The sequence below is a fragment of the Roseovarius sp. Pro17 genome (genome assembly GCF_035599575.1).
Classification (GTDB): domain Bacteria; phylum Pseudomonadota; class Alphaproteobacteria; order Rhodobacterales; family Rhodobacteraceae; genus Roseovarius.
Map to the genome: position 1 here is coordinate 586,842 of NZ_CP141179.1, position 18,120 is coordinate 604,961.

Sequence of the window (18,120 nt, forward strand, 5' to 3'; positions counted from 1 at the left end):
TCATCTGAGCAGGCATGGCAGTCTCCGGCTGTGCGCTGCAATCCTACAGCGCTGCGCCAGCCCCGGCCAGCCGTGCCGGCGCGCCACGTCATAGCCCAAGGCTATGACCGCCCCCCGGCCGTGACTATTTCCGGGCATTTGCGCTATGAGGCATCATTGCAAAGCGGGACTTAGGGAGCGAAGGCGGAATGACAGGTGATCTAGCAGGTCTTACGGTGATCTCGGTCGAGCAGGCCGTCGCGGCCCCCTATGTGTCGGGCCGCCTTGCCGAGGCGGGCGCGCGCGTCATCAAGATCGAGCGGCCCGAGGGCGATTTCGCCCGTGCCTACGACCACCTCGTTCATGGCGAGAGCGCGTATTTCGTCTGGCTGAACCGGGGCAAGGAATCGGTTTGCCTCGATCTGCGCGACGCGGACGATCATGCGTTGTTGGGCCGGATGCTGGCAGAGGCCGATGTGTTCATCCAGAACCTCGCGCCCGGTGCGATTGCGCGCCTTGGCTTTGATCAGGCCGAGCTGCGCGAGCGCTATCCACGTCTGATTACCGTCGCCATCTCGGGCTATGGCGAAGAGGGGCCGCTCAAGGATCTTAAGGCCTATGATCTGCTGGTGCAGGCCGAAAGCGGGCTGTCGCAGATTACCGGCACAAAGGACGGCCTGACCCGCGTGGGGGTGTCGGTCTGCGATATCGCGGCGGGCATGACGGCCTATCAGGCGGTGCTTCAGGCGCTGATTGGGCGCGGCATTACGGGGCAGGGGCGGCATCTGTCGATCTCGCTGTTTCATGCGCTGACCGACTGGATGAACGTGCCTTATCTGCAATTTGTCTATGGCGGGAAGGAGCCGGTGCGCAGCGGGCTGAACCATCCCACGATCGCGCCCTACGGCGCCTATACCGGCTCGGACGGCAAGGATGTGCTGTTTTCCATCCAGAACGAGCGGGAGTGGCGCATTTTTTGCGCCAATATCCTCGGCTTGCCCGATCTGCCGGACGATAAGCGCTTTGACACCAATTCGCACCGGGTTGCCAACCGTGCCGCGCTGGACGACGTGCTGCGGCCCATTTTCGCTGACGTGCCGCGTGATGAGATGACCCAGCGGCTGGAGGCGGCGCGCATCGCCTATGGCCGCGTCAGCACGATGGAGGATTTGGCGAACCACCCACAAAACCGCTTTGTCGAGGTCGCCAGCCCGACCGGCCCGGTGCGGATGCTGGCCCCCGGCACGGTGGTCGATGGCGCCGTTCCCGATTTTGGCCCCGTGCCGGCGCTGGGCGAACATACGGACACGGTTCGCGCTGAGTTCGCCGATTGAAACCGGGTTACGCGGACCCATCTGACCCATAGGCCCAACCCGAAGGAGCAAAACATGGCCAATGCCCAGGACCGCCACGACATCACGCAGCAGTTCATCGCCGACGCCAAGGCGATCGTCGCCGAGGGGCCGATGGATCGCCCCCGTCTGGACCGCATCAAGAACCGATTGATGGATATCGCCGCGCGCCAGGATTTGTGGGCCGAGGACGACTTCCCGGCGCCCACGCCGGAGGAAAAGCAGAACCGTTTCTTTATCGCCCACGACCCTGACACTGGCCTGACGCTCTATCTGAATGTTATGCAGCCGGGCAAGAAGATCCCACCGCACAATCACACCGTCTTTGCCTGTATCGCCGCCGTCGAGGGGGCCGAGCAAAATACCGTCTACGAGCGTGTCGACGACGGTTCGGTCGAGGGCAAGGCTGACCTCAAGCTGCGCGAGGAGGTCGACCTGCGCCCCGGCAATGCGCTGGCGATGATGCCCGACGATATTCATAGCGTGGTGATCGACGGGACCGAGGTGATCCGGCATCTGCATTTTTACGGTCAGCCGCTGGAATCGCTGGACGGGCGCATCAGTTATGACCTTGAGGCCGGGACATGCCAGATTATGGATATCGGCGCCAAGACCAAGAAATGAGTGCAGCTAGCATAACTGTCGCAGCCACCCGCGCGGCGCTGAAGGACGGCGGCGAACTCGCCCTCATTGATTTGCGCGAGGTCGGGCAATTCGGTGAGGGGCATCCGTTCTTTGCGGTGAATATCCCCTTCAGCAGGCTTGAGGCGGATGCACCCCGACTGATGCCGCGCCGGTCGGTGCGCTGTATCCTCGTTGATGATGGAGACGGTATCGCGGATCGCGGGGCCGAAATCCTGACTGAAATGGGCTATAGCGATCTGCATGTGATGGAGGGTGGCGCACCCGGCTGGGGCGCGGCGGGGCATACGCTGTTCAAGGGGGTGAACCTGCCGTCCAAGACGTTTGGCGAACTGGTGGAGCATCAGTTAAAAACGCCCTCCGTATCCGCAGAAGAACTGCACGCGATGCAGGGCGCAGGTGGCGATTTTCTGATCCTCGATGGTCGCAGCGGGCCGGAGTTTGCCAAGATGTCGATCCCGGGTGCGCAATCCTGCCCCAATGCAGAACTGGGCTATCGCGTGGGCCAGATGGCACTGGCGGGCACGCCCATCGTGGTGAATTGTGCCGGGCGCACCCGATCAATCATCGGGGCGGAAACGCTGCGCCTTGCCGGGTGGACCGGCCCTGTCCATGCGCTGCGCAACGGCACGCAAGGCTGGCGGCTGGCGGGGTATGAGTTGGACCACGGGAGGGAGGCGGGGGAGTTGCCGCCAGTGCCGCCGCAGGGCCTGAATGCTGCGCGAGCCAAGGCGCAGGAGTTGATTGCAAGCTATGATATTCCACTGGCGGACATGGCGACTATTCAACGCTGGATGGGCGACGACACGCGCACGATTTTTCGTTTTGACGTGCGCACCGAGGCCGAGCATCGAGCGGGCCACGCGCCCGGCTTTGCCTCTGCCCCCGGTGGGCAACTCGTGCAGGCCACGGACGAAAAACTGGCCGTGCGCGGTGCGCGTATCGTGCTGAGCTGCGACACTGGACTGCGCGCGGCGACGACGGCGATCTGGCTGATGGGTATGGGACATTCGGTCTGGGTGCTGCGAGGGGCTGCCTTGTCTGAGAAAAATGCGCCGCAGCCAACTGCCGACCGTCCTGATTTGAGCAAACTTATTGCCAATAGCGCCACGCTTCTTGATGCGTCCAACGGGATGGACTATCGCGCCTCGCATATCGAGGGCGCCGTTTGGGCGAACCGTGCGCATCTGCACCGCGACCGGCCCGATCTGCGCGGCCCCATCACCATTGTCGGGCAGGATGCCGCGCTGCTCGAAGGGGTGCGGCAAGAGTTGATGGCGCAGGGCCATGACGATATAAAAGCTGTCGCATCGGGCCCCGAAGATTGGCAAGCTGCGGGGCTAAAGATCGTGCAGACGCCCGACAATCCCAGCGAGGCGGAGTGCATCGATCACCTCTTTTTCGTGCATGACCGCCATGACGACAATCTGGACGCCGCCCGCCGGTATCTGGAATGGGAAACGGGCCTTTTGTCCCAGCTTGATCCCGATGAGCGCGCGGCGCTCAAGCCCCTGACGCCCGGTGCCTAGCGGCTCATGCGCGGCCCGCGCCCTTCGATCCAACGAAAGCCCAGCGTGATGACCCCCGCGATCACCAAATAGGCCGCTGCCAGCAGCAACAGCGGTTCGTAAACGATGAACGTGTCCTGCCGCACGCGCCCTGCGACGGCGTAAAGCTCGACTATCGTGATGGTCGCGACCAGCGGTGTTGCCTTGAGTTGCAGGATCGTCTCGCCGCCCAGCGTGGGCAGCGTCTGGCGGATTGCCTGAGGCAGCCAGATGCGAAAGAATACCTTATACTTTGGCATCCCGAAGGCGCGCGCGGCCTCAATTTGACCCTTGTTGACCGATGCAAACGCGCCGCGCATCACCTCGCCCTCGTAGCCCGCGTAGGAGAGTGTCAGCGACAGCACCGCATAGGGCCATGCCTGCCTCAGATAGGGCCATAATTCGGACTCGCGTATCCACGGGAATTGCGGAAACAGCGAGCCAAGCCCGTAATAGAGCAGCCAGATTTGCAGCAGCAAGGGCGTGCCGCGAATGATTGTGCAGAATGTGCGCGCCGGTGCGGCCAGATACCATGGCCCGATCGCTTGGGCGAGGCCCAGTGGCACGGCGAGGGCAAAGCCCAGAACCAAAGTGACGACCAGCAGCCAGATTGTGACCCACAACCCGCTGAGCATCAGGGGCGTGTAGCGGGGCAGCCAACTCCAATCCATCGTTAGCGCGCACCAGATCACGAAGGCCGCGAAAAGGCCCAGCATGATCAGCCGGCGGGGGATCAACATCGCGCGCATCATGACGCCCTGTGCGAGGGTTGTCCGCGCCGCGCCCATTTTTCGATCCGCCCGAATATGACGCCAGAAAAGAGCGTGACCATCAGGTAGAGAAAGCCTGCCGCGAGGAAGAAGGTGAAATAGGCCCGCGTCGTCTGGGCGGCCTGCCGCGTTTCCAGCGTCAGCTCGCTGAATCCGACGACAGCCAGCAGGGCGGTGTCCTTGGTTGCGATCAGCCAGAGGTTGGCAATGCCGGGAATGGCAAAGGCGGTCATCGCGGGGATTGTTACACGCCACGCCAACATGGCGCGCGGCATCCCGTAGGCGCGCGCAGCTTCGGTCTGGCCGGGCGGAATGGCGCGGATCGCGCCGCGCAGAATTTCGGTGGCATAGGCGCCCTGCACGATGCCCAGCACCCAGATGCCGGCGGCGACTCCGCTGATTTCGACGGGGCCGCGCCCCATGGCGGCGGCAATCTGATTTATGATATCGGTGCCGACGAAATAGAGAATGAGGATCAGGACCAGTTCGGGCACGGCGCGCACGACGGTCGTGTAGACTTCCAGCAGGTCACGCACCCACGGGCTGCCATAAAGTTTGCCCATCGCACCAAAGAACCCGATGATCAGGCCAAAGCCAAAGGCCCCCAGCGCGATCTGGAGCGAAGCGGCCAGACCGCGCAGAAGGTTCGCCCCCCAGCCGGGGGGCGATAGCGAAAGCAATTCTAGAGTTTGCTCCAAGACGCGCGCTTAATTGCTATAGATCGAGGTCGAGAAGTACTTCTTGGTGATCTCGTCATGGGTGCCGTCTTCAAGAATCTTGGCGATGCCCGCGTTCAGCTTTTCACGCAGTTCGTCGTCACCTTTGCGCACACCAGCGCCCACCCCGTTGCCCAGGATTGCGGCATCATCCGCCACGGGGCCGACGATCTCGCAGCAGCCGCCGATATCGCTATCGATAAAGTCGGCCATGGCGATGCTGTCGGCCTGCACGGCGTCGATGCGACCGGAATACAGGTCCTGATTGGCCTCGTCCTGCGTTTGGTAAACGCGGATTTCTGAGGCGACATCCTCAAAATGCGCATTCGCATAGGCCTGGTGGGTGGTCGAGGCTTGAACGCCCAGGATTTTGCCGCTGAGGCCGTCCGCATCAGGCGTGATGCCCGAGTCCTTGGCGGTGACGATGACGGCGGGCGTCTTGTAATAATAATCGGAAAAGTCAATTTTCTTGGCGCGGTCCTCGGTGATCGACATCGAGGCCATGATGACGTCGATCTGCTCGCCCATCAGCGAGGGAATGATGCCGTCCCAACCGGTCGGCGTGATCTCGCATTCCATTTCTTCGGCGGCGCAGATGGCGTTCGCGATCTCGACCTCCCAACCGGTCCAGTTGCCAGCGGCGTCGGGCGCGGCAAAGGGCGGGTAGGGCTCGGCCGCGATGCCGATCTTGACGGCGTCGGCCATGGCGGCGCCGGTGGTGAGGGCCAGAGCAGCGGTGGCTGCGGTCAGCATTACCTTGAGTTTCATGTATCTTCTCCCTGTTTGGATTTGTGATTTGTGGTTTTCGTCGGGTCCGCGTTTAGGCGACGGTCCTGAGAAACTGTTGCAGTCGTTCGGATTTCGGATTGCCGAACACCTCTTCGGGCGGGCCTTCTTCTTCGATGCGGCCCTCGGATAGGTAGATGACGTGGCTCGCCACCTCGCGCGCGAATTTCATCTCATGCGTGACGAGGATCATGGTGCGCCCTTCGGCGGCCAGATCGCTGATAACGGTCAGCACTTCGCCCACCAGTTCGGGGTCGAGCGCGCTGGTCGGTTCATCGAACAGCATGACCGACGGGTCCACTGCCAGCGCGCGTGCGATCGCGGCGCGTTGCTGTTGCCCGCCAGACAGAAAGGCGGGATAGCTGGCCGCCTTTTCGGCGAGGCCGACACGTTCCAGCAGTTCCATCGCGCGGGCCGTGGCCTCGCGTTTGGGGATTTTCAGCACATGCACCGGCACCTCGATCACGTTCTCCAGCAGGGTCCGGTGCGTCCATAGGTTGAAGGACTGAAACACCATGGCAAGGCGGGTGCGTATACGCTCGATCTGTTTCGGTTTGGCAGGCGTGCCATCGGGCCTCATCGCGACCTCTTCGCCTGCGACGATGATTTTACCTGAAGTGGGTGTTTCCAGGAAATTGATGCAGCGCAGCATGGTCGACTTGCCCGAGCCTGAGCCGCCGATGATCGCCACCACATCGCCGCGCGCTGCCGTTAGCGACACGCCCTTGAGCACTTCGAGATTGCCGAAGGATTTATGCAGGTCCTCGACGCGAATCGCCTCTTCGCCGGCGGTATCGGGCCGGTCTGCTGCGCTGTGGCGCTCGTTCGCCTCCGCTTGTGGCGCGGATTGTGCGGAACTCATGCGATATTCTCCCTTGTCTCTTGCAGTAACTCTGATTCTCGCTAATTGTGCAACTGTATAATTATTGTCACCCAGCCTGAGAGTCGCCCACCATGTCGCCCGAACGCAAGACATTCCGCCGCATCGGCCCGGACCAGCGTCGCGAGGCGATGATCTGCGCGATGCTGGAGATCATCGCCGAGGACGGGATCGCGGCCGCGACCACCCGCGCTGTCGCGGCGCGTGCCGGGGTGACACCGGGCCTGATCCGGCATTATTTCGACAGCAAGGATGCGCTGTTGAGTGCGGCCTATCAGCAGCACATGACTGACCTCACGCACGCCACCTGCGGCGTGGGGCAGGGGGCCAGTGCCGCCGCGCGGCTTGTCGCATTTATCGAGGCGGGGCTGCGGGCGCCGGTGGTCAGTGCCGAGGCGGTATCGCTCTGGGCCGGTTTCCTGACCCATGCGCAGCAAAGCCCGCAGATGCACGAGGTTCACGCCCAGACCTACCGTGAGTTTCGCGACCATTTACAGGGGCTCATTGCCGATGCGCTTTGCGAGGCGGGCCGCGCAACCTCTACGGCGGCGCTGCGCCGCCACGCTATCGCCTGCAACGCCGTGATCGACGGGCTGTGGCTGGAGGGTGGCGTTTTGCCAGACGCCTTCGCGCCGGGTGAATTGGTCGCGATTGGGTTGGCCTCGATCGGCGCGATGCTGGGCCTGCCATTGGCGCAGAACGCGCAGACCGCAACACAAGACATGATACAGATAAGGATAACGCCATGAAATTCGCCAGCATAACCGAGCGTCTGTCAGGATTAGGCAGCGCCAAATGGGCCGTGCATGTACGCGCCCGTGCCCTGCGCGCCGAGGGTCGCGACATTGTCGAGCTGACCATAGGTGAGCCGGACGTGCCACCCGTCGATGCGCTGATGGAGGATGCGGCCACGGCCATGCGCGCCGGGCGCATGGGCTATTCCAACGGCATGGGCGAGCCGGGGCTGCGTGCGGCATTGGCGCGGCGCTATACCTCATCGACGGGTCGCGACATTCATCCCGATCAGGTCATGTGCCTGCCCGGCACGCAAACGTCGCTGTTCACCACCCTCATGGGGTTGGTCGAAGAGGGTGACGAGGTGCTGGTGGGCGATCCGATGTATGCCACCTACGAGGGCTGCATTCGTGCCAGCGGCGCGGCCATGGTTCCGGTGCCGCTGAGCCCCGATAATGGGTTCCGTATGAAGGCCGCCGATATCGCCGTACGCATCACGCCGCGCAGCCGCGCGATCCTGCTGAACACGCCGCACAATCCGACTGGTGCAGTCCTGACGCGCGATGATATCCGCGAGATCGGCGAGGTGGCGCGCAAGCATGACCTCTGGATCATCTCGGATGAGGTTTACGAAGAACTTATCTTTGACGGCGTGCCCTTCGCCTCGCCACTGGCCGAGGCCGATCTGGCGGATCGCACGGTCGTCGTCAGCTCGATCTCGAAAAGCCATGCCGCACCCGGTTTCCGCAGCGGCTGGGCCATTGGCAGCACCGAGTTCACGTCGCACCTGTTGTCGCTATCGGAAACGATGCTGTTCGGTAGCCAACCGTTTCTGGCGGACGCGACCGCGAATGCCGTGTCTGCCCCCTCGACCGTCGCGCCGGGAATGCGTCAGCGGTTCGCGGCGCGGGCAGGGTATCTGGCGGCCCGGCTAGAGAACGAGAGCGCGCTGAGTGTCAGCCGCCCGCAGGCGGGCATGTTCGCGCTGATCGACATTTCCAGCACGGGGATGAGCGCTGAGGGTTATGCGTTCGACCTGCTGGAAAATGCAGGCGTCGCGGTGATGCCCGGCACATCGTTCGGCAAGACGCTCGACACATGGGTGCGCGTCGCCCTGACCGCGCCAGATGCCGCACTCGAAACCGCGTGCGATCGCATTGTCGCCCATGCTAGCGCGATCACCGCAAGCCGGAGTGCAGCCCAATGACCAGTCCCGCCACCCATTTCAATCACGCCATCAGCCGCCGCCCCGCCGCCAGTGTCACCGGCGGTTTGCGTGCCGAGGATCGCGGTGCGCCTGACCTCGCGCGGATGCAGGCCGCTCACGACGCATATATCGCAACCCTGCGCGCGACCGGCGCCAAAGTCGTCGTGCTGGAGGCGCTGGAGGATTATCCCGACGCGCTGTTTGTCGAAGACACTGCGCTATGCCTGCCCGAAGGCGCGATCATGATGCGACCCGGTGCCGACAGCCGCATGGGCGAGGTTGCCCAGATGCGGCCAACGCTGGCCGGACTGTTCGACGATCTGCGCGACATCAGCGGACCGGGCCATATCGAGGGCGGTGATATTCTGTTCACCGGCCGCGAGGTGCTGGTCGGCCGCTCGGCGCGCACCGATGCCGAGGGCGTGGCGGAGTTGCGCATCATTTTGGAAGAGTGGGGCCATAGCTTGCGAGAGTTGCAGACACCCGAAGGCGTGCTGCATTTCAAAACCGACTGCTCGCTGCTGGACCCGGAAACGGTGCTGTCGACCAAGTTGCTGGATAACGGTTACTGTTTCGACGGCTACCGCGTGCTGCATCTGCCCGAGGGCGAGGAGGCGGCGGCGAATGCCATCCGTTTCAATGACGTTGTGCTGCTGCCGGACGGCTTTCCGAAAACAGCCGACATGCTGACGCGCGAGGGGTATGACATCCGCCCCATCGACAACACCGATTGCGCGCTGCTGGATGGCGGCATGTCGTGCCTGTCGCTGCGATTTAACGTCTGAGGGTGCGGGTTTCGCCTTACTTCAGTTCGACCTCGATGAACGACATCGGCGCGTCGCCTTCGTTGATCACGTTATGCTCGGTCCCTTCGACGCGCTTATAGACGCTGCCGGCGGGCACATGGTTTTCCTTGATCTCGCCGCCCGGCAGTTCCAGCCGCATTTTGCAGTCGGTGAGCGTCGTGATGACGTAATCCATTGCATGTGTATGCCAGCCCGTTTGCTGACCCGGCTCGAAATCAAAGCGGGTGACGCGGGTGCGGGCGTCGTCGATCAATTGGGTCGCGGTGCATGTCATTGTCATGTCGGAGCCTCCGGCGGGAGTATTGGGGGGAACGGTGAATGCCCATCACTCCATAATCCAGACGGGTTGTCCAGATGATCTGGCCGCTTTGCTTGCCGATGGGGTCTGCAGGGATTAGGAACTTTCAAACGCCCGCGTACGGCAGGGAAAGAGAGACGACATGAAACGCGCCCTCATTACCGGAATTACCGGACAGGATGGATCCTATCTGGCCGAGTTGCTCTTGGAAAAGGGCTATGAGGTGCATGGCATCAAGCGGCGTGCATCGTCGTTCAATACTCAGCGGATCGACCACATCTTTCAGGACCCGCACGAGGCCAATCCCCGGCTAAAACTGCATTACGGCGATCTGACCGACACGTCGAACCTGACGCGTCTGCTGGCCGAAATTCGACCTGATGAGGTCTATAACCTTGGCGCGCAGAGCCATGTTGCCGTCAGTTTTGAGGCGCCGGAATATACCGCGGACGTCGACGGCATCGGCACGCTGCGCCTGCTGGAGGCGATCCGGTTTCTGGGGATGGAGAAGACGTGCCGGTTTTATCAGGCCTCAACATCTGAACTGTATGGCCTCGTGCAGGAAACCCCGCAGAGCGAAACGACGCCGTTTCATCCGCGCAGTCCCTATGCGGTGGCCAAGATGTATTCCTACTGGATTACGGTGAACTACCGCGAGGCTTATGGGATGTATGCATGCAACGGCATCCTCTTTAACCACGAAAGCCCGCGCCGGGGTGAGACGTTCGTCACGCGCAAGATCACGCGCGGGCTGGCCAATATAGCGCAGGGTTTGGAGGATTGCCTTTATATGGGCAACATCGACGCATTGCGCGATTGGGGCCATGCCAAGGATTATGTGCGTATGCAGTGGATGATGCTGCAACAGGACGCGCCCGACGATTTCGTCATCGCCACGGGCAAGCAATACTCGGTGCGCGAGTTCATTCAGTGGTCGGCGGCTGAACTGGGCATCGAGCTGGAATTTAGCGGCGAGGGGCTGGACGAGGTTGGGACGGTTAGCGCCGTTACCTCTGACATGGCGCCCGAGGTCAAGGTGGGCGACGTCATCCTGCGCATCGATCCGCGCTATTTCCGGCCCGCCGAGGTCGAGACGCTGCTGGGTGATCCGACCAAAGCGCGTGAGGTGCTGGGGTGGGAGCCGCAGATCACAGCGCAAGAGATGTGCGCCGAGATGGTGGCCGAAGATCTGAGAAATGCGCGCCGTCAGCGCATTCTGATCGATCACGGCTACGACCTGCCGCTTTTGCGCGAGGATTGAGGAAATGCGCGGTAAAATCCTTCTGACCGGCGGCTCTGGCATGGTGGGGCGCAACATCCGCGCGCATGAGCGTGCGGGCGAATGGGATATTCTCGCACCTTCCAGCCGTGAATTGGACCTGACCGACCGCGCCGCAGTCAGCACCTACATGGAGGCTGAGCGCCCGGATCTGGTAATCCATGCAGCGGGCAGGGTCGGCGGCATCCATGCCAATATGGCCCATCCCGTCGCGTTCCTCGCTGACAATGCGGCGATGGGGCAGAACGTGATCCTCGAGGCGCACCGCGTAGGCGTGCGGCAGTTGATCAACCTCGCCTCGACCTGCATGTATCCGCGCGACGCGCCGAACCCTCTGCGCGAGGATATGATCCTGACCGCTCCGCTGGAGCCAACGAACGAGGGCTACGCGCTGGCCAAGATCATGGCGACCCGCCTGTGCGAGTACATAAGGCGCGAGGACGAGGGCGCACTTTTCAAGACGCTTATCCCCTGCAACCTCTATGGTTTCTACGACAAGTTCGACCCCAAGCACTCGCATCTGGTCCCGGCCATTATCCACAAACTGCACGTCGCCAAGCAAACCGGCGCCGAGACCGTCGAGATATGGGGCGACGGCACAGCCCGGCGCGAATTCATGTTTGCGGGTGATCTGGCCGATGCTGTGCTGCGCGCCGCTAGGGATATGCAGGCGCTGCCGGATCTGATGAACGTGGGCCTTGGCCACGATCATTCCATCAACCACTACTATGGCGCTGCTGCCGAAGTTGTCGGATGGCGCGGCCGCTTTACCCACGATCTGACCCGTCCCGTAGGCATGCAGCAAAAGCTGTGCGCGATAGATCGGCAAGAGGCATGGGGCTGGCAGCCGCAGACATCGCTGCCCGAGGGGCTAAAGCGCACCTATCGCCACTACCTTGAGGTAACGCAACAATGACCATCAAATTCCCCCTCGCGACCTCTTCGTGGGATCAAGCCGAGCACGATGCGCTGGCACGGGTCATCGCGTCGGACATGTATTCGATGGGCCCTGAGGTGAAAGCCTTTGAACAGCAGTTCGCGCGCCAGTTCGGGTGCAACTTTGCGGTGATGGTAAATTCCGGCAGCTCGGCCAACCTGCTGATGACCGCCGCGCTGCGGTACACGACCAACCCGGCGCTGAACCTGCAGCCGGGCGACGAGATCATCGTGCCTGCGGTAAGTTGGTCGACAACCTATTATCCGCTGCACCAATATGGGCTGCGGATGAAGTTCGTCGATATCGACCTCAACACGCTAAACTATGACCTCGACGCGCTGGCGGAGGCTATAACCGACCGTACCCGTGCGCTGATGGTGGTCAACCTACTGGGCAATCCAAACGATTTCGACGCGATCGAGCGCCTGACCCAAGGCCGGAATATCGTGATGATCGAGGATAATTGCGAATCCATGGGTGCCACGCTGAACGGTCGCGAATGCGGCACCTTCGGCGTCATGGGCAGCTACTCGGCTTTTTTTTCGCACCACATCTCGACCATGGAGGGCGGCATCGTCGCCACCGATGATGAGGAGCTTTACCACATCATGCTCAGCCTGCGCGCCCATGGCTGGACGCGCAACCTGCCCAAACATAACCACGTCACAGGCGAGAAAAGCGACGATCCCTTTGAGGAGAGCTTTCGCTTTGTGCTGCCGGGTTACAATCTGCGCCCGCTGGAAATGTCGGGCGCGTTGGGACAGGCGCAGCTTGAAAAACTGCCGGGCCTCATCAAGGGCCGCCGTGCCAATGGCGCGCTGCTTCAGCAGCGCCTCGGGAATCACCCGAAATTCATGATCCAACGTGAGGTCGGACACAGCAGTTGGTTCGGTTTCTCGCTGATCCTGCGCGAGGAGGCGGGGCTGGACCGCAAGGACTTTGTCGAATGGCTGCGCGATCAGGGGTTCGAGACGCGGCCCATCGTCAGCGGTAATTTCGCCAAGAACGAGGTGCTGAAATACTTTGACTACGAAATCCACGGCGAACTGAAGAACGCTGATTACATCGACCGTCACGGGCTTTTCGTCGGAAACCACCACTATCCGATCCCCGAAGCGATCGACGCGCTGGCCGACTTCTAAAATGCCACCCGGCTCTAACCTGGTCTGAATCTCCGAATTCACCAGCCCGCCACGCGCACTCAGGTCGCGTAATTCGATCCCTCGTCATCCAGAATCGCCATCAGCTCGGACAGATGCCGCTCGGCTTGATCGGGATAGCCTTCCAGCTCCTGCGCGGTTTTTTCGGCCACGTCGTCGGGCAGCACGCGTAGCGGTTGGCCGGTTTGCAGCGCACGAACGTAGGTCTCGGCGGCGCGCTCAAAGTAATACATGCGGTTAAAGGCATCAGCAGGGCTGTCGCCCAGCACCAGTACGCCGTGATTGCCCATGATCATCACCTTTTTGGACGGGTCTTGCAGCTGCGCGGCGCAACGCTCGCCCTCTTCCTCAAAGGCAAGGCCGCCATAGCCCTCGTCGATGACATAGCGATTAAAGAATGTCGCGCAGTTCTGGTCGATCGGCGGCAGGCGGCTATCTGCGAGGCTGGCGAGAACAGTGGCGTGGATCGAATGCACATGCATCACGCAGCGCGCATGGGGGCAGCGGCGGTGGATCGCGCCGTGCAGGCCCCACGCGGTAAGGTCGGGCGCGCCGGGGCGATCCAGCGCATCCGGATCGTTGGCATCCAGCTCCAGCAGGTCCGACGCGCGGATGCGGGCGAAATGCGCCTGATCGGGATTCATCATGAACTGTGTGCCATCCTCGTTCACGGCGAGGCTGAAATGATTTGCCACCGCCTCGTTCATGTTGAGGCGCGCGGTCCAGCGAAAGGCGGCGGCCATCTGGCATCGCGCGGGCCAATGATGGATGTTGGGCTGTGTCACTGAGTGGGGCATGAGCGTTCCTTCCGGATGGGCCATATCGCCCAAGCCTGCGCGATTCGAAGTACTGCATGCAAGCGTCTCGCGCCGCTGCCCATCGCCCGCGCCGCGCAGTCACGCTGCTTGGCGAAAGGACCGGGTGCGGGGACGGCGGGCCGAAACCCCAATAAAACAAGCGCATTTTTGGAGATATGCGGCAGTGACGTCACATCTGTGTGCCAAAATCGTCACATCCGAGGTAACATCCATCCCGGCCCGGCGGGGTTCGTTGACACAAGTGGGTGGAATGCAGCATCAAAGCTACAAGTCGCGTCCATCGTTGGGAGGCGGCGGATCATGACACATAATCATTCCTGCTACTCTGAGGAGGGACACACCTTGAAAAAGCATCTGCTTAGCACCAGCGCAATCGCCCTGGGCGTCGTCGCACTGGCAGCACCTGTCGCGGCCCAAGAATGGGACGTTTCGTTCGGCGGCTTTATGAGCCAGCACGTCGCATACAAAGATCTGAGCGGCTCCGCTCTGAACCCTTTCGGCGACTATGACGGCGTCGACATCCACTCGACTTCCGAGATCATCTTCACCCCCTCGATCACGCTGGACAACGGCCTGACATTCGGCGTGAACGTGCAGCTCGAAGGCGAGAACACTGGCGGCCAAATCGACGAATCCTACATGTCGATCAGCTCCGACACTCTGGGCCAAATCCTGATCGGTTCCGAGAACTCGGCTGGTTACAAGTCCATGGTTGGCGCGCCCGGCGTTACTTCCATGTACATCAACTCGCCGTCGATCTCGTCGTTCATCCCCTTCTCGCTGGCATATCCGGGCGGTTTCCGTCAGGCGGGCCTGTCGAGCTACACCGAAGTCGCGGGTAACAACGACGTTCAGCGTCTGACCTACTTCACGCCTTCCTTCAACGGCCTGACCGTTGGCGTTTCCTACGCACCTACCGGTGCCGTGAACGTCGCCAACAGCTTTGGTGGTCCGGACAAGACCCTGGTTCTGTCGGACATCTTCGACATCGGCGTTAACTACAGCCAGACGTTCGGCACGACCAGCGTTACGCTGGCCGCACGCTACGGCGTGGGTGATGCGCCGGCCGGTGGTGGGTCCGATCCCGAAACTTGGGGTATTGGCGCACAGGTCGGTTTTGCTGACTTCACTATCGGTGCAAGCTACGCCGAGAACGACAACGGCGTCGCGTTTGGCGTAGGCGACAACGAAGGCTGGAGCCTTGGTGTAACCTACGACATCGCAGGTCCGTGGGCGCTCGAAGCTCTGACGTACCAAGGCGAGCAGACAGTCGCTGGTGGCGGCACTGCCGACTACGAAGCCTATCGCATCGGCGCAAGCCGCGATCTGGGCCCGGGCGTTGACTGGGACATCTACATCGTCCAGTTGGATGCAGACAACGGTGTGATTGGCGCGGGTAACCTCGACGTCAGCGGTACCGTCATCGGCACCGGCATCAACCTGTCCTTCTAAGACCGGTTCGATCCAAAATCATGCGGGAGGGGTGGCAACGCCCCTCCCGTTCGTTTATTTGCGGGTCTGAAATGTAACCTGCATCGAGGCGGGACAGATGAGCAAGAAACCGACCAAGAAGAGCGCGCCGCAAAAGCCTGCCGCGCCCAAGGCCAGCATCGTCTGGCTGGCGTCCTATCCGAAATCGGGCAACACCTGGACGCGGATATTTCTCGCTAACTATCTGATGAACCCCGAAAAACCGGTGTCGATCAATCAGGTCCACCGCTTTGGCATGGGCGATTCTATCGCCAAGACCTACAATATGGTTGCCGCACCCGAGACGCCCGATCTGAGTGATGTCGAGGTGATCTTGCGCCTGCGCGACAAGGTGCTGCGCGGCATTATCGGCAACAATGCCGACGTCAATCTGGTCAAAACGCATAACATTCGCGGCGCGGCGTTCGGTACCCAACTGATCCCAGCGCAATATACCCGCTCGGCCGTCTATATCGTGCGCAATCCCATGGACATGGTGCTGTCCTACGCACGCCATTACGGAATCGAACCCGCCGCCGCCATCGAGGCGATCGGGCGCAGCGACAACGCCAACGCGACCGATGGCGCCGCCGTGTGGCAATTCCTTGGTTCGTGGACCGAGCATGTGTGCAGTTGGACCAGCAAATCGCCTTATCCGACCCTCGTGCTGCGCTATGAGGACATGCTGGACAAGCCTGAGGAGGCCTTTGGCGCGCTGGTCAAGCATCTGGGTGTTCCGCTGGAGGAGGAGAGGCTGCAAAAGGCCATCCGCTTTGCCAGCTTTGACGAGGTATCGAGCCAGGAAAAGGCCACCGGATTCAAAGAAAACCCCGGCAAAAGCGAGACGTTCTTTACGTCGGGCAAATCGGGCAAGTGGAAAGAGGCGCTGAGCGATGATCTGATTGAAAAGATGCAGACCGATCACCGCGCCACCATGAAACGGTTCGGATACCTGTGACATGAGCGGGCTGAAACGCATCATCTGGATCGCGTCCTACCCGAAATCGGGCAACACTTGGATGCGCAGCCTGCTGGCGCATTACTTTATGCCCGCCGGACAGGCGCCCGATATCAACAACCTGCGCAACTTTACCACCGCCGACGTGCGGCAGGATTTCTATGACGCGGCCCATGGCGGTCCCTACAAAGGCGCGGACCTCAAGGACTGGATGCGCGTGCGGCCGCAGGCCTTGCGCCTGATCGCGCAGTCGCGCCCCAACCACCACTTCGTCAAGACGCATTGCCAGACCATCCGGGTCGAAGGGCAGGACATCATACCGCCCGAAGTGACCGCGGGCGGCATCTACCTGATCCGCAACCCCTTTGACCTTGCGCCCAGTTTCGCGCGCCACCAATCGGCGGATATCGACACGGCGATCGAGCGGATGTGCAATCCCGACACGGTGATGGGCACACCCAGCGGCATCTTTGACGTGCTGGGGCGCTGGGATGATCACGTTCATTCCTGGACCAACGCGCCTGGGCTGAAGCGCCGTGTGATTCGGTATGAGGACCTGCTCAGCAAGCCCGCTCGCGAGATGCGCGGATTGCTGGAAGTGTTCCTTGGCCAGAAGGTGGACGGGCCGAAACTGGCCAAGGCGGTCAAGGCGACGGCGTTCGCCAACATGCAGAAACAGGAACGCGAACAAGGCTTTACCGAAAAGCCAGAGGGCATGACCAGCTTTTTTGCCAAGGGGCAGGCGGGTGTCTGGAAGGACGATCTGACCCCCGCGCAGGTCGCCCGTATCCGCGAGGCATTCCTGCCCGCGCTTGAGCAGCATTACCCCGAAATGCTGCGCGAGACCGAAGAATTCGCGCGCGGCATCTGACCTATTGGCGTCGCAGCCACAGTGCCTATATCTATGGGTAGCACGAGATTAGAGGTGACAGCGATGAACGCGACAGCAAAGACCATTCTTGCGGCGATCGGCCTGATCGGCCTCGCCGCCTGCTCTCCCAACATGCCGGCAGGGCAGGCCACGCTGGGGCCGACCCCAACGCTGGGTGGTGGTACCTTTACCTCGCCCGGCGGAATCAGCGTAGCGGTGGATGCGCGCAATATCGGCGGGCGCACGGGCATCTGCGGCGTATGGGCCGAAAGCATTAATCAGTCGGTGATGACCCGCAATTCCGCGCCCAAGATACTCGACAGCGGCGGTGTCACCATGGCGGGCGAGGCCGTGGCACAAGGCCTCAAATTCCTGCGCCAGGTGAAACCGGCGACATCCTACGCCGGAATGCAGGCCAACTGCATCACGACCGAACGCGCGTGGCGCGCAGGCGACGAGGCGCGTCCACTCAAGGTGCATTTCCCCCGGCAAATCGTCTTTAACGATCTCGATGGTGGTTTTGGCGAATCCGGCGGCATCCTGATCTGGTTCCGCCCCGGTGGCCCCGGCGCGCATCCCAGCGACCGCAAGCCATGGTATCATCTAGGTGGTACCAGCGTGTCAGGCGAGATCGCTGCAAGTGATCAATAGCGCGCGCTTGTGCCGTAGTCGGGGACTGCATGTCATCCGAATATGTGTAACCGGGGGCGTTGATCCAATTACGCGAGCGTCTGGCGGTGGACTGTGTTCATTCCACTGACGACGCTGCGCATCGCCGGACGGTCCAAGCGCGCACAGCCGAGTTCGTTGCTTGGCCGCGCCTCCGTCAGTCGCAGCGGGTCTTACGGACATCTGCGCATCTGAATGAGGCGGGTGACCTTGCGTCTGAATTCGTGGTAGCTGACTCGG

At 61.8% G+C, this 18,120-nt stretch carries 19 protein-coding genes; 13 read left to right on the top strand and 6 right to left on the bottom strand.

Annotated elements, in window-relative coordinates; all coding sequences use genetic code 11:
• The first annotated feature begins 188 nt into the window (after positions 1 to 188).
• From U3654_RS02870 to U3654_RS02880, 3 genes are read left to right on the top strand one after another with little or no spacing between them, the layout of a single operon-like run.
• On the top strand, positions 189 to 1,313 hold the full coding sequence (locus U3654_RS02870; protein WP_324753855.1) for a CaiB/BaiF CoA-transferase family protein: 1,125 nt from the start codon (positions 189 to 191) through the stop codon (positions 1,311 to 1,313).
• 54 nt (positions 1,314 to 1,367) lie between these two features.
• Positions 1,368 to 1,955, top strand: a complete 588-nt coding sequence (locus U3654_RS02875; protein ID WP_324753856.1) for a cysteine dioxygenase family protein — start codon at positions 1,368 to 1,370, stop codon at positions 1,953 to 1,955.
• Positions 1,952 to 3,502, top strand: a complete 1,551-nt coding sequence (locus U3654_RS02880; RefSeq protein ID WP_324753857.1) for a rhodanese-like domain-containing protein — start codon at positions 1,952 to 1,954, stop codon at positions 3,500 to 3,502. Before U3654_RS02875 ends, U3654_RS02880 begins: the two co-directional genes overlap by 4 nt.
• Here the strand turns inward: U3654_RS02880 and U3654_RS02885 are convergent.
• The 4 genes from U3654_RS02885 to U3654_RS02900 are packed head-to-tail and all read right to left on the bottom strand — an operon-like array spanning position 3,499 to position 6,654.
• The gene (locus tag U3654_RS02885) at positions 3,499 to 4,269 is read right to left on the bottom strand and encodes an ABC transporter permease (protein ID WP_416384574.1); all 771 of its coding nucleotides are present in this window, start codon (positions 4,267 to 4,269) and stop codon (positions 3,499 to 3,501) included. The genes U3654_RS02880 and U3654_RS02885 overlap by 4 nt on opposite strands.
• Positions 4,269 to 4,988 carry an ABC transporter permease subunit gene (locus U3654_RS02890; protein WP_324753858.1) on the bottom strand — a complete coding sequence of 240 codons (720 nt, stop codon included), beginning with the start codon at positions 4,986 to 4,988 and terminating at the stop codon, positions 4,269 to 4,271. The genes U3654_RS02885 and U3654_RS02890 overlap by 1 nt, the downstream gene beginning before the upstream one ends.
• Positions 4,989 to 4,997: 9 nt before the next feature.
• Positions 4,998 to 5,774, bottom strand: a complete 777-nt coding sequence (locus U3654_RS02895) for a transporter substrate-binding domain-containing protein (RefSeq protein ID WP_324753859.1) — start codon at positions 5,772 to 5,774, stop codon at positions 4,998 to 5,000.
• Positions 5,775 to 5,826: 52 nt separating this feature from the next.
• Positions 5,827 to 6,654 carry an ABC transporter ATP-binding protein gene (locus tag U3654_RS02900; RefSeq protein ID WP_324753860.1) on the bottom strand — a complete coding sequence of 276 codons (828 nt, stop codon included), beginning with the start codon at positions 6,652 to 6,654 and terminating at the stop codon, positions 5,827 to 5,829.
• A gap of 92 nt (positions 6,655 to 6,746) precedes the next feature.
• Here U3654_RS02900 and U3654_RS02905 point away from each other — a divergent pair, with 92 nt between their 5' ends.
• From U3654_RS02905 to U3654_RS02915, 3 genes are read left to right on the top strand one after another with little or no spacing between them, the layout of a single operon-like run.
• On the top strand, positions 6,747 to 7,421 hold the full coding sequence (locus U3654_RS02905; protein ID WP_324753861.1) for a TetR family transcriptional regulator C-terminal domain-containing protein: 675 nt from the start codon (positions 6,747 to 6,749) through the stop codon (positions 7,419 to 7,421).
• Entirely contained in the window at positions 7,418 to 8,614 is a 1,197-nt protein-coding gene (locus U3654_RS02910; protein WP_324753862.1) for a pyridoxal phosphate-dependent aminotransferase, read from the top strand. The genes U3654_RS02905 and U3654_RS02910 overlap by 4 nt, the downstream gene beginning before the upstream one ends.
• Positions 8,611 to 9,399 carry a dimethylarginine dimethylaminohydrolase family protein gene (locus U3654_RS02915; protein ID WP_324753863.1) on the top strand — a complete coding sequence of 263 codons (789 nt, stop codon included), beginning with the start codon at positions 8,611 to 8,613 and terminating at the stop codon, positions 9,397 to 9,399. Before U3654_RS02910 ends, U3654_RS02915 begins: the two co-directional genes overlap by 4 nt.
• Before the next feature lie 16 nt (positions 9,400 to 9,415).
• On the opposite strand, the gene U3654_RS02920 is transcribed toward U3654_RS02915, so the two are convergent.
• Positions 9,416 to 9,700, bottom strand: coding sequence for a cupin domain-containing protein (locus U3654_RS02920; protein WP_324753864.1), 285 nt, complete (start codon positions 9,698 to 9,700; stop codon positions 9,416 to 9,418).
• Between the two features lie 160 nt (positions 9,701 to 9,860).
• Between U3654_RS02920 and gmd the strand changes: the two genes are divergently transcribed.
• From gmd to U3654_RS02935, 3 genes are read left to right on the top strand one after another with little or no spacing between them, the layout of a single operon-like run.
• On the top strand, positions 9,861 to 10,979 hold the full coding sequence (gene gmd, locus U3654_RS02925) for a GDP-mannose 4,6-dehydratase (RefSeq protein ID WP_324753865.1): 1,119 nt from the start codon (positions 9,861 to 9,863) through the stop codon (positions 10,977 to 10,979).
• A 4-nt stretch (positions 10,980 to 10,983) separates the two neighbouring features.
• Positions 10,984 to 11,913, top strand: coding sequence for a GDP-L-fucose synthase (locus tag U3654_RS02930; protein ID WP_324753866.1), 930 nt, complete (start codon positions 10,984 to 10,986; stop codon positions 11,911 to 11,913).
• Positions 11,910 to 13,076, top strand: a complete 1,167-nt coding sequence (locus tag U3654_RS02935; protein ID WP_324753867.1) for a DegT/DnrJ/EryC1/StrS family aminotransferase — start codon at positions 11,910 to 11,912, stop codon at positions 13,074 to 13,076. Before U3654_RS02930 ends, U3654_RS02935 begins: the two co-directional genes overlap by 4 nt.
• Positions 13,077 to 13,135: 59 nt before the next feature.
• Here U3654_RS02935 and U3654_RS02940 read toward each other — a convergent pair whose 3' ends face one another.
• The gene (locus tag U3654_RS02940) at positions 13,136 to 13,891 is read right to left on the bottom strand and encodes a class II aldolase and adducin N-terminal domain-containing protein (protein WP_324753868.1); all 756 of its coding nucleotides are present in this window, start codon (positions 13,889 to 13,891) and stop codon (positions 13,136 to 13,138) included.
• Between the two features lie 321 nt (positions 13,892 to 14,212).
• Here U3654_RS02940 and U3654_RS02945 point away from each other — a divergent pair, with 321 nt between their 5' ends.
• The 4 genes from U3654_RS02945 (at position 14,213) to U3654_RS02960 (ending at position 17,862) form a co-directional block, all read left to right on the top strand.
• On the top strand, positions 14,213 to 15,364 hold the full coding sequence (locus U3654_RS02945; RefSeq protein WP_324753869.1) for a porin: 1,152 nt from the start codon (positions 14,213 to 14,215) through the stop codon (positions 15,362 to 15,364).
• 97 nt (positions 15,365 to 15,461) lie between these two features.
• Positions 15,462 to 16,340, top strand: a complete 879-nt coding sequence (locus tag U3654_RS02950) for a sulfotransferase domain-containing protein (protein WP_324753870.1) — start codon at positions 15,462 to 15,464, stop codon at positions 16,338 to 16,340.
• Position 16,341: 1 nt separating this feature from the next.
• The gene (locus tag U3654_RS02955) at positions 16,342 to 17,211 is read left to right on the top strand and encodes a sulfotransferase domain-containing protein (RefSeq protein ID WP_324753871.1); all 870 of its coding nucleotides are present in this window, start codon (positions 16,342 to 16,344) and stop codon (positions 17,209 to 17,211) included.
• A gap of 63 nt (positions 17,212 to 17,274) precedes the next feature.
• Complete coding sequence (locus U3654_RS02960; protein WP_324753872.1) at positions 17,275 to 17,862, top strand: hypothetical protein; 588 nt, start codon at positions 17,275 to 17,277, stop codon at positions 17,860 to 17,862.
• The last annotated feature ends 258 nt before the right edge of the window (positions 17,863 to 18,120 follow it).

Bases quoted from the DNA above. Each gene is read 5' to 3' on its own strand.
- U3654_RS02870 (WP_324753855.1), top strand. From the start codon at position 189: ATGACAGGTGATCTAGCAGGTCTTACGGTGATCTCGGTCGAGCAGGCC.
- U3654_RS02875 (WP_324753856.1), top strand. From the start codon at position 1,368: ATGGCCAATGCCCAGGACCGCCACGACATCACGCAGCAGTTCATCGCC.
- U3654_RS02880 (WP_324753857.1), top strand. From the start codon at position 1,952: ATGAGTGCAGCTAGCATAACTGTCGCAGCCACCCGCGCGGCGCTGAAG.
- U3654_RS02885 (WP_416384574.1), bottom strand. From the start codon at position 4,269: ATGCGCGCGATGTTGATCCCCCGCCGGCTGATCATGCTGGGCCTTTTC.
- U3654_RS02895 (WP_324753859.1), bottom strand. From the start codon at position 5,774: ATGAAACTCAAGGTAATGCTGACCGCAGCCACCGCTGCTCTGGCCCTC.
- U3654_RS02900 (WP_324753860.1), bottom strand. From the start codon at position 6,654: ATGAGTTCCGCACAATCCGCGCCACAAGCGGAGGCGAACGAGCGCCAC.
- U3654_RS02905 (WP_324753861.1), top strand. From the start codon at position 6,747: ATGTCGCCCGAACGCAAGACATTCCGCCGCATCGGCCCGGACCAGCGT.
- U3654_RS02910 (WP_324753862.1), top strand. From the start codon at position 7,418: ATGAAATTCGCCAGCATAACCGAGCGTCTGTCAGGATTAGGCAGCGCC.
- U3654_RS02915 (WP_324753863.1), top strand. From the start codon at position 8,611: ATGACCAGTCCCGCCACCCATTTCAATCACGCCATCAGCCGCCGCCCC.
- U3654_RS02920 (WP_324753864.1), bottom strand. From the start codon at position 9,700: ATGACAATGACATGCACCGCGACCCAATTGATCGACGACGCCCGCACC.
- gmd (WP_324753865.1), top strand. From the start codon at position 9,861: ATGAAACGCGCCCTCATTACCGGAATTACCGGACAGGATGGATCCTAT.
- U3654_RS02930 (WP_324753866.1), top strand. From the start codon at position 10,984: ATGCGCGGTAAAATCCTTCTGACCGGCGGCTCTGGCATGGTGGGGCGC.
- U3654_RS02935 (WP_324753867.1), top strand. From the start codon at position 11,910: ATGACCATCAAATTCCCCCTCGCGACCTCTTCGTGGGATCAAGCCGAG.
- U3654_RS02940 (WP_324753868.1), bottom strand. From the start codon at position 13,891: ATGCCCCACTCAGTGACACAGCCCAACATCCATCATTGGCCCGCGCGA.
- U3654_RS02945 (WP_324753869.1), top strand. From the start codon at position 14,213: ATGACACATAATCATTCCTGCTACTCTGAGGAGGGACACACCTTGAAA.
- U3654_RS02950 (WP_324753870.1), top strand. From the start codon at position 15,462: ATGAGCAAGAAACCGACCAAGAAGAGCGCGCCGCAAAAGCCTGCCGCG.
- U3654_RS02955 (WP_324753871.1), top strand. From the start codon at position 16,342: ATGAGCGGGCTGAAACGCATCATCTGGATCGCGTCCTACCCGAAATCG.
- U3654_RS02960 (WP_324753872.1), top strand. From the start codon at position 17,275: ATGAACGCGACAGCAAAGACCATTCTTGCGGCGATCGGCCTGATCGGC.